This is a genomic window from Streptomyces sp. NPDC014734, from assembly GCF_043083325.1.
GTDB lineage: Bacteria > Actinomycetota > Actinomycetes > Streptomycetales > Streptomycetaceae > Streptomyces.
In genome coordinates this window covers 105559-120269 of the sequence record NZ_JBIBYN010000013.1, presented here as the reverse complement: position 1 = coordinate 120269, position 14711 = coordinate 105559, and the positions used below count along the sequence as shown (strand labels likewise).

Below are 14711 nucleotides of genomic sequence, written 5' to 3'. Positions count from 1 at the left end.
ACAATGCTCTACTCTCCCACGCATGTCGTGTACACGAAGACTCTTGGCGGTTCTTGCCGCGCTCGTCGTCGTCCTGCTCGCCGCCCCGGCCGCGCAGGCCCACGAGGAGCGCCCGGTCGCCCTGCCCGACGGAACCGGCAGTGTCCCCGTGTACCGCGGCGGCGAACCGGACCTGCTGGTCTGCAAGACCGACCGGGCGGACTTCGCACGACGGGTGTCCGGCTTCCCGGACGCGCTGCGGACCCGGAACCTGAAGCTGTTCGAGCGGTGCCTGACGTCCGGCTACCGCCACCTGCAACAGGCCGTCGACGCCGTCGACCGGGCCGGGATGAACATCGCGATCCTGCCCGGCCTCTACGAGGAGGAGCCCTCGCTGCCCGGACCGTCGGGGGAGTGCGCCCGGCTGAAGGCGCGCAACTCCCAGCTCGGCTACCAGATCCTGTCGTACGCCCAGCAGAAGCGGTGTCCGCACAACCAGAACCTGGTCGCGGTCCTCGGGAAGAAGGACCTCCAGATCGAGGGCACCGGGGCCGAGCGCACCGATGTCGTCGTCGACGCCAAGTACCGCAAGCTCAACGCGATCCGCGCGGACGGCTCGGACGGCGTCTACTTCAAGAACTTCACCGCCCAGCGCACCACCTTCAACTCGCTGTACATCCTCGCCCAGGACGGCTTCGTCATCGACGACGTCCTCACCCGGTGGAACGACGAGTACGGCTTCCTGACCTTCGCCAGCGACCACGGGCTGTACAAGAACTGCGAGTCGTACGGCAACGGCGACTCCGGCATCTACCCCGGCAGCGCGTCGAACATCAACGACCGCCACGGCTACGACGTACCGCGCTACGCGATCGAGATCACCGGCTGCCGCAGCCACCACAACATGGTCGGCTACTCGGGCACCGCGGGCGACTCCGTGTACGTCCACGACAACGAGTTCGACCACAACATGGGCGGCGCCTCGATGGACAGCGCCTTCCCCGGACACCCCGGACTGCCCCAGAACCACGCCCGCTTCGCCCGCAACCTGATCCACGACAACAACGCCGACTACTACCCGTACGTCGCCGACGGCACCTGCGCCAAACCGCCCGTGGACCGGGGCTACGAGGACGGCGTCGTCTGCCCGCAGATCTCCATGCCGCCGGGCAGCGGCATCATCACCGCGGGCGGCAACTGGAACCTGTACGAGGACAACTGGATCTACGGGCAGGACCGCGCCGCCTTCTACCTGAGCGCCGTTCCCGCCTTCATCCGCGGCGAGAACGCGCTGTCCAAGCAGACCGACACCTCCCACCACAACCGCTACGCGGACAACCACCTCGGCACCGACCGGGCGGGCAACCCCCGGCCCAACCGCACGGACGTGTGGTGGGACGGCCAGGGCGAGGGCAACTGCTGGCAGGCCGACACCGGGCCGTCCTCCCCGCGCGCCCTGCCCGCCTGCGGGGCCGAGCGAGGCGCCGTGTCCGGGCGCACCGACCGGCTCGTCGGCGAACCGGTCAAACTCGCCCAGCTGATGGTCTGCGCCGACTACAACGTGCAGGCCCGACGGCTGCCGGCCGGTTGCGACTGGTACGGGGCACGGGGCATCGAGCGCATCGAGGTGCAGATCGCGCTGGCGGTCGCGGTGGTGCTCGCCCTGGTCGGCGGGGTGCTGTGGTGGCGACGGCTGCGCGGCAGCCGGGTCGCGACCGCCGCCGCGCTGCTCGGCGCGATCGGTCTCGGACTGGACGTGGCAGGAGCGACGACCGGGCTCGCCGCCACGTACGTGCCCGCGCTGGCCCTGCTGCTGACCGGGCTGTGGTGGACCGGGACCGGGCTGGTGCTCCGGCGCGAACGGCCCCGGCTCGGGTGGACCACCGTGCTCCTGGGGGCGCTCACCCTGCTCGACGCCCTGGACAAGGCGGTGTTCATGATCCCGTGGATTCCGCTCAGCCCGGCCTGGGTGCGCGGACTGCTCGGCGTGGTCTGGGTGGTGTGGGCCGTGACGGCCGCCGCCCGGCACGGCGAACGCGGAGCCCAGGCCGGACCGGGCGCGCCGGAGCGGGGCGCGGGGCCGGGCACGACCTCGGACACCGCACCGGACACCGCACCGGACACCGTCCCGGCGGCGGCCGGGAGTCCGGGCACGACGCCGGCCCGCCGCGAATCCGCCCGCGGCGGACCCGCCTTCCGTCCCGGCCCGGCACCGGCACCACATGAGGCGACCGGCGCACGACAACCGGACCGGGAACAGGAAGGAGAAGGATCGTGAAGCGTTCCCCGCGGCGCGTACGGCCCACCCGGCCGGGCATCACGGTCGCCGCCCTGATCACCGCGGCGGCGCTCGTCCTCGGCGCGAGCGCCTGCGGAGGGCGGGCCACCACCCACCACAAGCCCGGCACCGGCCACGAACAGGCCACCGGGGACGTCGGCAGGCTCCTCGACGCCGATGACGGCACCGGCCACCGGCTGCGCCAGGTCGACGCCGAGGGCGCGCCCGGTGTGACCGTCGCCGTGCGTCCGGACACCGAGGACGGATGGAACGTCCACCTCGCCGTACGGAACTTCCGGTTCACCCCGGACAGCGTCGGCGGCGCCGCGCTCCCCGGGCGCGGTCACGCCCGGCTGTTCCTCGACGGCCGCCCCCTGGCCAGGGTCTACGGCTCCTGGTACCACCTCTCCGACTCCCTCGTCCGGGCCACCGGCGGCGGCACCGGCCTCACCGCCCGGCTGTACGCCGACGACCACACCGCCTGGGCGGTGGGCACCGCCCCCGTCCAGGCCACCGCCTCCCTCGCCCCGGGCACCGCACCGGCCGGGAACGGCTCCGCGGCCCCCCGCCCGGCGACGCCCCGCCCCGACACCGCGCTCGCCATCGAGATCTCCGACAGCAGGGTGAGCCCCGCCCCCGGCCGCACCGACGTGCGCAAGGGTGCGACCGTGGAGCTCCGGGTCCGCAGCGACCGGGACGACACGCTCCACGTCCACGGCTACGACAAGGAGGCCCGGCTGCCCGCGGGGAAGACCGTCACCCTGACGTTCACCGCCGACCGCACCGGGCTCTTCGAGGTCGAGACGCACGAGTCCGACCTGCTCCTGACCCAGCTCGTCGTACGGTGAGCCGTTCCGGGACGAGCGTCCTCGCGCACGGCATCGGAGCCCAGCACGACCTTCCGCTGTCGCCCTTCTACGCCTTCGCCGGGGCGTTCGCCGCCCTCTTCGTCTCCTTCCTCGCGCTCGGCCTGCTCTGGTCCACCTCCCGGTTCCGCGGAGACCTGGCGGGCCGGCCCGTCCCGGCCGCCGTCCAGCGCCTCGCCGACGCCCGCCCGACCCGGCTCGCCGCCCGCGTACTCGGCCTCGCCGCCGCCCTGTTCGTCCTGCTCCACCTCCTCCTCGGCCCCGACGACCCGGACCGCAACCCGGCCCCGGGCACCGTCTACGTACTCCTGTGGGTGGGGCTCGTGCCCGCCTCCCTCCTGCTCGGGCCCGTCTGGCGCGCGGTCAACCCACTGCGCACCCTTCACCTCCTCGGCTGCCGGCTCCTCGGCCGCGACCCGGACGCCGGGCGCCCCCTCCCCGCACGGCTAGGGCTGTGGCCCGCCGCGGCCGGGCTGCTCGCCTTCACCTGGCTCGAACTCGTCGCCCCCGAACCGGCGTCGACCACCACCCTGCTGTTCTTCCTCGTCCCCTGCACGGCCGTCCACCTCATCGGCGCCGCCCGTCACGGCGCCGGGTGGTTCGGCCGGGCCGACGCCTTCGAGGTCTACTCGGCGCTGCTCGGAAGACTCTCCCCGCTCGGCCGCCGCCCCGCCGACCGGCGCCTGGTGTTCCGTTCCCCGTTCAACGGGCTCGACTCCACCCCGCAACTGCCCGGACTCGTCGCCACCGTCTGCGTCATGCTCGGCTCCACCGCCTACGACGGTTTCTCCGACGCCCCCTCCTGGATCACCACCGTCCAGACCTCGTCCCTGGGCCGCACCACCACGGCCACGCTAGGGCTCCTGGCCGCCGTCGCCCTCGTCGCCGCCCTCCACGCGCTCTGCACCGGCGCCACCCGGCTGATCTCCGGCCGGCTCGACCGGCCCCTCACCTCCTTCGCGCACTCACTCGTCCCGATCGCCCTCGGCTATCTCGTCGCCCACTACTTCACGCTGTTCGTCACCGAAGGGCCACGCACCGTCATGGTGGCATCCGGCACCGACAACCCGGCCCCGCCCGAACCGCCGCTGGGCCCCGGCGGCGTCGCCACACTCCAGGTCGCCGCGATCGTCATCGGGCACGTGCTCGGCGTCGTCGCCGCCCACGACCGGTCCGTGCGCCTCTTCCCGCCCGGCCGCGCCGTCGCCGGTCAACTCCCCCTGCTGGTGCTGATGATCGCGTACACCGTCGGAGGACTGTCCCTGCTCATCGCCTGACGAACCGCTCATCGCCCGACGGCGTCCGCGCCGACGGCCACCGGGTCCCGCACGGGAGCACCCACGGCATGATGGAGCCCGTGCCCCACGAGAACACCAGCCTCCGCCGCGCCCCGGTGCAGCAGCGCAGCGCCGAACGGCTCGCCCGGATACTCGACGCCTGCGCGGAACTCCTCGACGAGACCGGCTACGAGCAGTTGTCCACCCGGGCCGTCGCCGTCCGCGCGGGGGTTCCCATCGGCTCCGTGTACCGGTTCTTCTCCAACAAGCGCGCGCTGGCCGACGCGCTCGCGCGGCGCAACCTGGACAGCTACGCGGAACGCGTCACCGGCCGCCTCGCCGACATCCCGGCGGCCGACTGGCGCAGCGCGATCGACGCCGTCCTGGACGAGTACCTGGCGATGAAGCGGACCGTCGCCGGGTTCGCCCTCGTCGACTTCGGCGCACCCGCACCCGCGCCCGCACCGGACGACGACCCGGCGGCCGACGCCAACCAGCGGGTCGCGGGCCGTCTCGCCGGTCTCCTCTCCGGGCACCTCGGCCGTACCGCCGACGAGGACCTGCTCCGGACCGTCCTGGTCTGTGTCGAGGCCACGGACGCGCTCCTGCGCCTCGCCTTCCGCACCGACCCGTCGGGGGACGCCGCCGTCGTCGCGGAGACCCGCGTCCTGCTCCGGGCGTACCTCGCGCGGGTCCTGGACTGACCCCGGGCGCCGGATTCCGGTGCCGATCGGGGGCCGCGGAGGTGTGGGCCGGGCCGATCGTTGACCTCAAGTCCACTGGAGGTCGTACGTTCCCGTCATGAGCATGGAAGCCACAGCGTGGACGCAGCTCCACAACGTCATGAACGCACAACAGGACCGACGCCCCTTCGAGCGGGCCACCCTGCGGCGCATCGCCGCGTTCGCCCGCCCGCACCGGCGCCGGGTCGCCCTGTTCCTGGTCCTGAGCGTGGGGACGGCGCTGCTCGCGGTCGCCACCCCCGTACTCGCCGGCCGCGTCGTCAACACCATCGTGACCGGCGGGGACACCGGAACCGTGGTCCGTCTGTCCCTGCTCATCGCCGCGATCGCCCTCGCGGAGGCGGCGCTCGGCCTGACCGGCCGCTGGCTCTCGGCCAACCTCGGCGAGGGACTGATCCTCGACCTGCGCACCGCGGTCTTCGACCATGTGCAGCGGATGCCGGTCGCGTTCTTCACCCGAACCCGCACCGGCGCGCTCGTCAGCCGCCTCAACAACGACGTCATCGGCGCCCAGCGCGCCTTCAGCAACACGCTGTCCGGCGTCGTCAGCAATGTGGTGACCCTGCTCCTCACCCTCGGGGTCATGCTCTCCATCTCCTGGTAGATCACCGTGCTGGCGCTGGTGCTGCTGCCGGTGTTCGTGCTGCCCGCGCGCCGGATGGGCGCCCGGATGGCGAGACTCCAGCGGGAGGCCGCGGCCCACAACGCCGCGATGGGGACCCGGATGACCGAGCGCTTCTCCGCCCCCGGCGCCACGCTGATCAAGCTCTTCGGCAGGCCCGCCGACGAGTCCGCCGAGTTCGCCGCCAGGGCGGGCCGGGTCCGTGACATCGGGGTGCGCACGGCCATGGCCCAGTCCGCGTTCATCACCGCCCTCACCCTGGTGTCGGCACTGGCGCTCGCCCTGGTCTACGGGCTCGGCGGGTTCTACGCGCTACGCGGGCGGCTGGACGCGGGCGCGGTCGTCGCCCTCGCCCTGCTCCTGACCCGGCTGTACGCACCGCTCACCGCGCTCGCCGGGGCCCGCGTCGAGGTGATGAGCGCCCTGGTCAGCTTCGAGCGGGTCTTCGAAGTCCTGGACCTCAGGCCCCTGATCGACCAGAAGCCCGACGCGCGGACCGTTCCCGAGGGCCCGGTGTCCGTGGAGTTCGACCGGGTGCGGTTCGGCTACCCGTCCGCGGACAAGGTCTCCCTCGCCTCGCTGGAGGACGTCGCGACACTGGACACCCGTGACGGCGGCGAGGTGCTGCGCGGCATCTCGTTCCGCGCCGAACCCGGCCGGACCGTGGCGCTCGTCGGCTCCTCCGGCGCGGGCAAGTCGACCATCGCGCAACTGCTGCCGCGCCTGTACGACACCGACGAGGGCGCGGTGCGCATCGGGGGCATCGACGTGCGCGACCTGTCCGCCGACACGCTGCGCGACACCCTCGGCATGGTCACCCAGGACGGCCACCTCTTCCACGAGTCGGTCCGTGCGAACCTCCTGCTGGCCCGGCCCGACGCCGCCGAGGAGGACCTCTGGGACGCGCTGCGCCGCTCACGGCTGGACGGGCTGGTCGCCTCGCTGCCCGACGGGCTCGACACCGTCGTCGGCGAACGCGGCTACCGGCTCTCCGGCGGCGAACGCCAGCGGCTGACCATCGCCCGGCTGCTGCTGGCACGTCAGCGCGTCGTCATCCTCGACGAGGCCACCGCCCACCTGGACAACACCTCCGAGGCAGCCGTCCAGGAGGCCCTCACCGAAGCGCTCGCCGGGCGCACCGCGGTCGTGATCGCCCACCGGCTGTCCACCGTGCGGGCCGCCGACCTCATCCTGGTGGTGGAGGACGGACGGATCGTGGAGCGCGGCACCCACGACCAACTGCTGGCCGCGGGCGGCAGGTATGAGGAGCTGTACCGCACGCAGTTCGCGGACTCCGAGTCCACGGGCCCTGAGTCCGTGAATCCGGACCCCGTGAGCGCCCGGTCGGGCGACCTCGGAACGGAGCCCGCGGGGCTCGGCTGACGGGCGGGGCGCTGCCGGTACGGCCCGGAGCGGCGCGGAGCGGTGCGAAGGGGATTGGGCCCGGTGGCGTCGTGCCGGGAGCCGTGGCGGCGGACCCTGGCGCCAAAAAACTAACACCGCTAGTTTGGGTGCGGACCACGACGCCGCGACGACGGCATCCCGGGAGGAACGCGATGAAGGCCCACGACGGCATGTACATCGGCGGCGCGTGGCGGCCCGCCGTCGGCACGGACACCATCGCGGTGCTCGATCCGGTGAGCGAGCAGGTCATCGCCCATGTCCCGGCGGGCGGCGCCGAGGACGTCGACGCCGCCGTGGCCGCCGCGCGCGGGGCGCTGACGGCCTGGGCGGCCACCCCGCCCGCCGAGCGCGCCGCGAGGATCGCGGCCCTGCGCGACGCCCTCGCCGCCCGCGTGGACGAGATCACGGCCACCGTCACCGCCGAACTCGGCGCGCCCCCGCGGTTCTCCCGGGCGGTGCACGCGGCCCTGCCGATCGCGGTGGCCGGTTCGTACGCCGAGCTCGCCGCCTCGTACCCCTTCGAGGAGAAGATCGGCAACTCGGTCGTCCACGCCGAGCCGGTCGGCGTGGTCGGGGCGATCACGCCGTGGAACTACCCGCTGCACCAGATCGTCGCCAAGGTCGCCCCCGCGCTCGCGGCCGGCTGCACGATCGTCCTCAAGCCCGCCGAGGACACCCCGCTGACCGCCCAGCTCTTCGCCGAGGCGGTCCACGGGGCGGGCGTCCCCGCAGGGGTGTTCAACCTGGTCACCGGCGTCGGCCCGGTCGCCGGGCAGGCGCTGGCCGAGCATCCGGGCGTCGACCTCGTCTCCTTCACCGGCTCCACCGCGGTCGGCAGGCGGATCGGCGCCGCGGCAGGTGCCGCCGTCAAGCGCGTCGCCCTCGAACTCGGGGGGAAGTCCGCCAATGTCATCCTGCCGAGCGCCGACCTCGCCCGGGCCGTGGCCGCCGGTGTCGCGAACGTCATGGGCAACTCCGGCCAGACGTGCAGCGCCTGGACCCGCATGCTCGTGCACACCTCCCGGTACGACGAGGCGGTCGCCCTCGCCGCGGAGGCCGCCGCCACGTACGCCGACCGCATCGGCCCCCTCGTCAACGCCGGGCAGCGCACACGGGTGCGCGGCTACATCGAGAAGGGGGTGGCGCAGGGCGCGCGCCTCGTCGCGGGCGGGCCCGAGGCCCCGCGCGAGCGGGGCTACTTCGTCAGCCCCACCGTCTTCGCCGACGTCACCCCGGAGATGACCATCGCCCAGGAGGAGATCTTCGGCCCCGTCGTCTCGGTCATCCGCTACGAGGACGAGGACGACGCCCTGCGCATCGCCAACGGCACCGTGTACGGACTGGCGGGGGCGGTATGGGCCGGTGACGACGCCGAGGCGGTGGCGTTCGCCCGCCGGATGGACACCGGACAGGTCGACATCAACGGCGGCCGGTTCAACCCACTGGCGCCGTTCGGCGGCTACAAGCAGTCCGGTGTCGGGCGAGAACTCGGTGCGCACGGCCTCGCCGAGTACCTCCAGACCAAGTCCCTCCAGTTCTGACGGGCTCCGATGCCCCGGACGCCCGGGCCGGCCGGACCTCACCGGTTTTGGCGGGCCGGCCGTCCCCGGCCGTCGTGCCGCGTCCCGTTCCCGCCCGTCCCGCCGCCGACCGTCAAGGAGCCCATTCGTGGTCCGTGCCGCCGTACTGCCCGCCGTCGGAGCCCCGCTGGAGATCACCGACATCGAACTGCCGGAGCCCGGCCCCGGCCGGGTGAGGGTCCGGCTCGCCGCCGCCGGTGTCTGCCACTCCGACCTCTCGCTGTCCGACGGCACCATGCGGGTGCCCGTCCCCGCCGTCCTCGGCCACGAGGGCTCGGGCACCGTGGTCGCGGTCGGGGAGGGGGTCGCCCATGTCCGGTCCGGCGACGCCGTGATCCTGAACTGGGCTCCCTCCTGCGGGAGTTGCCACCACTGCGGGATCGGTGAGGTCTGGCTCTGCGCCGACGCCCTGGCCGGCGCGGCCGGTGTCCACGGCCGTACCGCCGACGGCACCGAACTCCACCCCGGCCTGAACGTGGCCGCGTTCGCCGAGGAGACGGTCGTCGCCGCGAACTGCGTGCTGCCCGCACCGGAGGGGGTGCCGCTCACCGACGCCGCGCTGCTCGGCTGCGCGGTCCTCACCGGGTACGGCGCGGTGCATCACAGTGCCCGGGTCCGGGCCGGTGAGACCGTCGTCGTGCTCGGCGTCGGCGGTGTGGGCCTCGCGGTGCTCCAGTCCGCCCGGATCGCGGGCGCCGCGAAGATCATCGCCGTCGACGTGTCGCCGGAGAAGGAGGAACTCGCCCGGAGGGCGGGCGCCACCGACTACGTGATCGCCTCCGACACCACCGCCCGCGCGGTCCGCAAGCTCACCGGCGGGCTGGGCGCGGACGTCGCGATCGAGTGCGTCGGGCGCCCCGTCACCATCCGGGCCGCCTGGGACGCCACCCGGCGCGGCGGACGCACCACGGTCGTCGGTATCGGCGGCAAGGACCAGCAGGTGTCCTTCAACGCCCTGGAGATCTTCCACTGGGGCCGGTCGCTGACCGGCTGCGTGTACGGGAACAGCGACCCGGCCCGCGATCTGCCGGTCCTCGCCGAGCACATCCGGGCGGGCCGGTTCGACCTCTCCATGATGGTCACCGAACGGATCGGCCTGGCGTCCGTCCCGGCCGCCTTCGCCCGCATGGCCGAGGGCCGGGGAGGCCGTGCGCTCGTGGTCTTCCCGTAGGCCGGCCGGTCCGGCCCCGTGTGCGGGGGACCGGCCGTCGGCGGGCCTCGGCGCCCCGGGCACCGGCCCGGGGCCCGTCGGCGCTCACGCGGGCGGTGGCGCGTCCGTCGACCGTTCGGTGGTGAGCAGCCGGGCGTCCATCTCGCCGCGCTCGAAGAGCCGGGAGGCCGGGCCGACGACCAGCGGGTCCGGCTCGCCGACCACGTCGGCGTCTTTGTCCGGGTAGTCGAAGCGGTGCAGCACGTGCCGGATCGCCTCCAGCCGGGCCCGCTTCTTGTCGTTGCTCTTCACCACCGTCCAGGGCGCGTCCGCCGTGTCCGTGTGGAACAGCATCAGCTCCTTCGCCTCGGTGTACGCGTCCCACTTGTCCAGCGAGGCGAGGTCGACCGGGCTGAGTTTCCACTGCCGCACCGGATCGATCTGCCGGATCATGAACCGGTTGCGCTGCTCGTTGCGCGAGACCGAGAACCAGAACTTCACCAGATGGATGCCGTCCCGGGCGAGCATCCGCTCGAACCCCGGTGCCTGGTGCATGAATTCGAGGTACTCGCGGGTGGTGCAGAAGCCCATCACCCGCTCCACCCCCGCCCGGTTGTACCAGGACCGGTCGAACAGCACGATCTCTCCGGCGGACGGCAGATGAGCCGTGTACCGCTGGAAGTACCACTGTGTGCGCTCGCGTTCGGTGGGCTTCTCCAGCGCGACCACGCGCGCGCCGCGCGGGTTGAGGTGCTCGGTGAAGCGCTTGATCGTGCCGCCCTTGCCCGCGGCGTCGCGCCCCTCGAAGAGGATGACGATGCGCTCGCCGTGCTCCTTCACCCAGTACTGGAGCTTGAGCAGTTCGATCTGGAGGGAGCGCTTGGACTTCTCGTACGCCCTGCGGCCGAGCTTGTTCGGATACGGGTAGTCCTCGCGCCAGGCGTCCCGGGCCCGGCCCTCGGGCGTCACCAGCACCGGATCGTCGTCGCCGCTGTCGACCACGCCGTAGCCGTGCAGTCCGGGGCCGCCGTGGCGGGCCGCTTCGGCGAGGGCGTCCGGTGCGGTGCCCCGGGCGGGGGTCCGTTTCTTCCCCGCCCGGCTACGGCCGGTCGGCTGCTTCGCGCTCCGCGTCATGTCGGCGTCCTTCTGACGGCTGTGCCGGGCTCCTCTGCGTCAGGCCAGTCTGCGGACGCATCCGGGAGACCGCCACCCCGGCCAGGCAGAGCACACCGCCGACGACCGCGAGCGGGGCGGGCACCTCGCCCAGCAGCAGCCAGGACATCGCCACCACCAGCGCGGGCACCGCGTAGGTGGTGGCGCCCATCCGCCCCGCGGTGGTCCGGGCGAGCGCGTGGGCCCAGGTGGTGAACGCCAGCGCGGTCGGGAAGAGCCCCAGGTAGACCATGTTCAGCGTGGCCGACAGGGGCGCCCCGGCGGCCTCGGAGACCAGCGATCCGGAGAACGGCAGACAGCCCACGGTGCCCACCAGACACCCGAACGTGGTGACCTGCAGGGCCGAGCCGTGCCGCAGCGCGGGCTTCTGGCCGACCACCCCGGCCGCGTACGCCACCGCCGCCAGGACACAGAGCCCCACCCCCGGCACCGAGGCGTCGTCGTTCCCCGACATCGACAGACCGACCACGACGGCCCCCGCGAACGACACCGCCATGCCCGCCAGCAGCCTCCTCGGCAGTGCCTCACCGAGCACGCGGGCACCCAGCAGGGCGATGAGCAACGGGCCGATGTTCACCACCATCGCCGCCGTGCCCGCGTCGACCAGCCGCTCGGCCCGGTTGAGCACCACGGTGTAGAGGCCGAACCAGAGCAGCCCGGACCACAGGATTCCCGGCCACGCGGCCCTCGGCGGAAACCCCTCGCGCCTCAGCAGTACGAGCGTGCCGAGTGCCAGCGAGCCCGCGAGCAGCCGGCCGAGCGCGAGTGCGCCGGGCGAGTAGGCCGCGCCCGCGCTGCGGATGGAGACGAAGGCGGAGGCCCACAGCAGGACGGTGGTGCAGGCGGCGGCGGTGGCCCGCCCGTCACGACGGGGCACGGTCCTGGCCGCCGTCTCGGAGTTCGTCGTCATGGCCATGAACGTAGGGCCGGGACGCTTCGGTCCTCACCGAAGCATGGACGGCTCGATGCCGAGGTGTTCGCGCAGCGCCCGCTCCCCGGCGGCGGTCGCCCGCACCGCTCGTCCCGTCCCGATCCGGACGCACCACCGGGCGTCCAGCGCGTGACGGCACAGCGCGGCACCCGCGAGCCCGGCCAGGTGCGGCCTGCGCTCGGTCCAGTCGAGACAGCCTCGTACCAGCGGACGCCGTGACCGCGGCTCCAGGACGATGCCCAGGTCCGTGAACCAGCCGACGCCGTCGGGGGTGAGCGCGAAACCGGTGTCCCGTTCCAGCAGGCCGCGCGCGGACATGGCGTCCGTGATCGCGATGCCGATCCGGCCGGCGAGGTGGTCGTAACAGGTGCGGCCGCGGGCCAGCGCGCTGTCGGCGCCCGCCGCGCCCAGGGAGCGCGGCGCTCCGGCGCGGGAAGCGGGGACGACCCGGGCCGCCAGGTCCTCGACGAGGTGCGCGGCCCGTTCGTCGGCGAGCCGCAGATAGCGGTGGCGGCCCTGGCGTTCCTCGGCCAGCAGCCCGCCCGCGACGAGCTTGCCGAGATGCTCGCTGGCGGTGGACGGCGCCACCGAGGCGTGCCGGGCCAGCTCGCCCGCGGTCCAGGCGCGGCCGTCGAGCAGGGCCAGGCAGAAGGCCGCACGGGTGTCGTCGGCGAGCAGCGCGGCCAGGGCGGCGAGCCGGGGCGCGGCCGGATCGGGGTGTGCCATACCTTCCAGGATGCGTCAGGGACGCTTCGGCCGCGGCCGAAGCGTCCCCGGCCGCGCGAGCTCCCCGTACTGGAGGGAGAGACCGTCGAGCAGCGCCCGCAACCCGGTCTCGAACGCTCCGTCGTCGACCTGCTGACGGCGTTCGGCGAGCAGATGGGCCTGTCCGAGGTGCGGGTAGTCGGCCGGGTCGTACGCCGTCTCGTCGTCGACGAAGCCGCGGGCGAAGGAGCCGAGGGCCGAGCCGGTGATGAAGTAGCGCATCAGGGCACCGATGTGCGTGGCCCGGGCGGGCGGCCAGCCCGCGTCGACCATCGCGCCGAACACCGCGTCGGCGACCCGCAGACCGGCCGGGCGGCGGCCCGGACCCCGGGCGAGCACCGGAACGATGTGCGGATGCGCGCTGAGCGCCGCGCGGTAGGACACGGCCCAGTCGTGCAGGGCGGCCCGCCAGTCACGGCTGTCCGCCGCGTCGAACATCGACAGGTCGACCTGGGCGGACACCGTGTCCGCGACGGCGTCCAGGATCTCGTCCTTGTTGCGGAAGTGGTTGTACAACGAGGGCCCGCTGACCCCGAGTTCGGCGGCGAGCCGGCGGGTGGAGACGGCGTCGAGCCCCTCGGAGTCCACGAGCGCGCCCGCCGCCCGGACGATGCGGTCTCTGCTGAGGAGGGGCTTGCGCGGTCGTGCCATGCGGCACATAGTAGGGCTGCCAACCAAAAACTAGCAGTGCTAATTAATGAGGGGAGGCGGTGCGGGATGGACCTGGGGCTCAGCGAGGAGCAGGAGGCGGTCCGGCGGCTCGCCCGGGACTTCGTCGCCAGGGAGGTCACCCCCCATGTCGTGGCGTGGGACCGGTCCGAGGACGTCGACAGGTCGATCGTGAGGAAGCTCGCCTCCGTCGGCTTCCTCGGCCTGACCGTCCCCGAGGAGTACGGCGGCTCCGGCGGCGACCACCTCTCCTACTGCCTGGTCACCGAGGAGCTGGGCCGCGGCGACTCCTCGGTCCGCGGCATCGTCTCCGTCTCCCTCGGGCTGGTCGCCAAGACCGTCGCGGCCTGGGGCGACGAGGAGCAGAAGCGGTACTGGCTGCCGAGGCTGACCGCCGGCGAGGCGATCGGCTGCTTCGGCCTCACCGAACCGGGCACGGGCTCGGACGCCGGGAACCTGGCGACGAGGGCCGTTCGCGACGGCGGCTCGTACGTCATCAACGGCAGCAAGATGTTCATCACCAACGGCACCTGGGCCGACGTGGTGCTGCTCTTCGCCCGCACCGGCGACGCCCCCGGTCACCGGGGGGTGTCCGCCTTCCTGGTTCCCGCGGACACCCCGGGCCTCGGCCGTCGCGCCATCCGCGGAAAGCTCGGGCTGCGCGGCCAGGCCACCGCGGAACTGGTCCTGGAGGATGTGCGGGTACCCGCGTCGGCGCTGATGGGCCCGGAGGGCAAGGGCTTCTCCGTCGCCATGTCGGCGCTCACCAAGGGGCGGATGTCGGTCGCGGCGGGCTGCGTCGGCATCGCGCAGGCCGCCCTCGACGCCGCCGTGACGTACGCGGGCGAGCGCGAGCAGTTCGGCAGGCCCATCGCGAGTCACCAGCTCGTCCAGGAACTCATCAGCGACATCTCCGTCGACGTCGACGCCGCCCGGCTGCTGACCTGGCGGGTGGCCGACCTGATCGACCGGGGCGAGGAGTTCGCCACCGCCGCGTCCACGGCGAAGCTCTTCGCCTCCGAGGCCGCCGTCCGCGCCGCCAACAACGCCCTCCAGGTCTTCGGCGGCTACGGCTACATCGACGAGTACCCGGTCGGCAAACTGCTGCGCGACGCCCGCGTGATGACGCTGTGCGAGGGCACCAGCCAGATCCAGAAGCTCATCATCGGCCGTGCTCTCACGGGGATCTCCGCCTTCTGAGTCCCGCCGCGGGGCCTTTCGTGACTCCGCCCGCCTGTCGAACGGGAGTCTGAGTACGAGCTGAGTACGCGGAC

Annotated in this window: 11 protein-coding genes and 1 pseudogene; 8 read left to right on the top strand and 4 right to left on the bottom strand. The window is 73.3% G+C overall.

Annotation, left to right across the window (positions count from 1 at the left end; genetic code table 11):
• Window positions 1–22: 22 nt before the first annotated feature.
• The 7 genes and pseudogenes from ACF1CT_RS21530 (at window position 23) to ACF1CT_RS21500 (ending at window position 9920) form a co-directional block, all read left to right on the top strand.
• On the top strand, window positions 23–2257 hold the full coding sequence (locus ACF1CT_RS21530; RefSeq protein WP_391785510.1) for a right-handed parallel beta-helix repeat-containing protein: 2235 nt from the start codon (window positions 23–25) through the stop codon (window positions 2255–2257).
• Window positions 2254–3105, top strand: a complete 852-nt coding sequence (locus ACF1CT_RS21525; protein WP_391785509.1) for a hypothetical protein — start codon at window positions 2254–2256, stop codon at window positions 3103–3105. The genes ACF1CT_RS21530 and ACF1CT_RS21525 overlap by 4 nt, the downstream gene beginning before the upstream one ends.
• Window positions 3102–4400, top strand: a complete 1299-nt coding sequence (locus ACF1CT_RS21520) for a hypothetical protein (RefSeq protein WP_391785508.1) — start codon at window positions 3102–3104, stop codon at window positions 4398–4400. Before ACF1CT_RS21525 ends, ACF1CT_RS21520 begins: the two co-directional genes overlap by 4 nt.
• Before the next feature lie 71 nt (window positions 4401–4471).
• Complete coding sequence (locus ACF1CT_RS21515) at window positions 4472–5104, top strand: TetR family transcriptional regulator (RefSeq protein WP_391785587.1); 633 nt, start codon at window positions 4472–4474, stop codon at window positions 5102–5104.
• 97 nt (window positions 5105–5201) lie between these two features.
• A pseudogene (locus tag ACF1CT_RS21510) lies at window positions 5202–7148 on the top strand (ABC transporter ATP-binding protein).
• A gap of 173 nt (window positions 7149–7321) precedes the next feature.
• A complete protein-coding gene (locus ACF1CT_RS21505) occupies window positions 7322–8710 on the top strand; it encodes an aldehyde dehydrogenase family protein (RefSeq protein ID WP_391785507.1) in 1389 nt (462 codons plus the stop codon).
• 127 nt (window positions 8711–8837) lie between these two features.
• The gene (locus ACF1CT_RS21500) at window positions 8838–9920 is read left to right on the top strand and encodes a Zn-dependent alcohol dehydrogenase (RefSeq protein WP_391785506.1); all 1083 of its coding nucleotides are present in this window, start codon (window positions 8838–8840) and stop codon (window positions 9918–9920) included.
• 84 nt (window positions 9921–10004) lie between these two features.
• On the opposite strand, the gene ppk2 is transcribed toward ACF1CT_RS21500, so the two are convergent.
• From ppk2 to ACF1CT_RS21480, 4 genes are read right to left on the bottom strand one after another with little or no spacing between them, the layout of a single operon-like run.
• Window positions 10005–11033 (bottom strand): polyphosphate kinase 2, encoded by a 1029-nt coding sequence (gene ppk2 / locus ACF1CT_RS21495; RefSeq protein WP_391785505.1) that lies wholly within the window; start codon window positions 11031–11033, stop codon window positions 10005–10007.
• Window positions 10999–11988 (bottom strand): DMT family transporter, encoded by a 990-nt coding sequence (locus ACF1CT_RS21490; RefSeq protein WP_391785504.1) that lies wholly within the window; start codon window positions 11986–11988, stop codon window positions 10999–11001. Before ACF1CT_RS21490 ends, ppk2 begins: the two co-directional genes overlap by 35 nt.
• A 27-nt stretch (window positions 11989–12015) precedes the next feature.
• Window positions 12016–12729 carry an ArsR/SmtB family transcription factor gene (locus tag ACF1CT_RS21485; RefSeq protein WP_391785503.1) on the bottom strand — a complete coding sequence of 238 codons (714 nt, stop codon included), beginning with the start codon at window positions 12727–12729 and terminating at the stop codon, window positions 12016–12018.
• 15 nt (window positions 12730–12744) lie between these two features.
• Window positions 12745–13419 carry a TetR/AcrR family transcriptional regulator gene (locus ACF1CT_RS21480; protein ID WP_391785502.1) on the bottom strand — a complete coding sequence of 225 codons (675 nt, stop codon included), beginning with the start codon at window positions 13417–13419 and terminating at the stop codon, window positions 12745–12747.
• A gap of 66 nt (window positions 13420–13485) precedes the next feature.
• On the opposite strand from ACF1CT_RS21480, the gene ACF1CT_RS21475 reads away from it, so the two are divergent.
• Window positions 13486–14637 carry an acyl-CoA dehydrogenase family protein gene (locus tag ACF1CT_RS21475; protein ID WP_391785501.1) on the top strand — a complete coding sequence of 384 codons (1152 nt, stop codon included), beginning with the start codon at window positions 13486–13488 and terminating at the stop codon, window positions 14635–14637.
• The last annotated feature ends 74 nt before the right edge of the window (window positions 14638–14711 follow it).

What these genes read in the sequence shown, in the direction of transcription:
- ACF1CT_RS21490 (WP_391785504.1), bottom strand. Translation starts at nt 11,988, where the DNA reads ATGGCCATGACGACGAACTCCGAGACGGCGGCCAGGACCGTGCCCCGT.
- ACF1CT_RS21485 (WP_391785503.1), bottom strand. Translation starts at nt 12,729, where the DNA reads ATGGCACACCCCGATCCGGCCGCGCCCCGGCTCGCCGCCCTGGCCGCG.
- ACF1CT_RS21530 (WP_391785510.1), top strand. Translation starts at nt 23, where the DNA reads ATGTCGTGTACACGAAGACTCTTGGCGGTTCTTGCCGCGCTCGTCGTC.
- ppk2 (WP_391785505.1), bottom strand. Translation starts at nt 11,033, where the DNA reads ATGACGCGGAGCGCGAAGCAGCCGACCGGCCGTAGCCGGGCGGGGAAG.
- ACF1CT_RS21480 (WP_391785502.1), bottom strand. Translation starts at nt 13,419, where the DNA reads ATGGCACGACCGCGCAAGCCCCTCCTCAGCAGAGACCGCATCGTCCGG.
- ACF1CT_RS21505 (WP_391785507.1), top strand. Translation starts at nt 7,322, where the DNA reads ATGAAGGCCCACGACGGCATGTACATCGGCGGCGCGTGGCGGCCCGCC.
- ACF1CT_RS21475 (WP_391785501.1), top strand. Translation starts at nt 13,486, where the DNA reads ATGGACCTGGGGCTCAGCGAGGAGCAGGAGGCGGTCCGGCGGCTCGCC.
- ACF1CT_RS21515 (WP_391785587.1), top strand. Translation starts at nt 4,472, where the DNA reads ATGGAGCCCGTGCCCCACGAGAACACCAGCCTCCGCCGCGCCCCGGTG.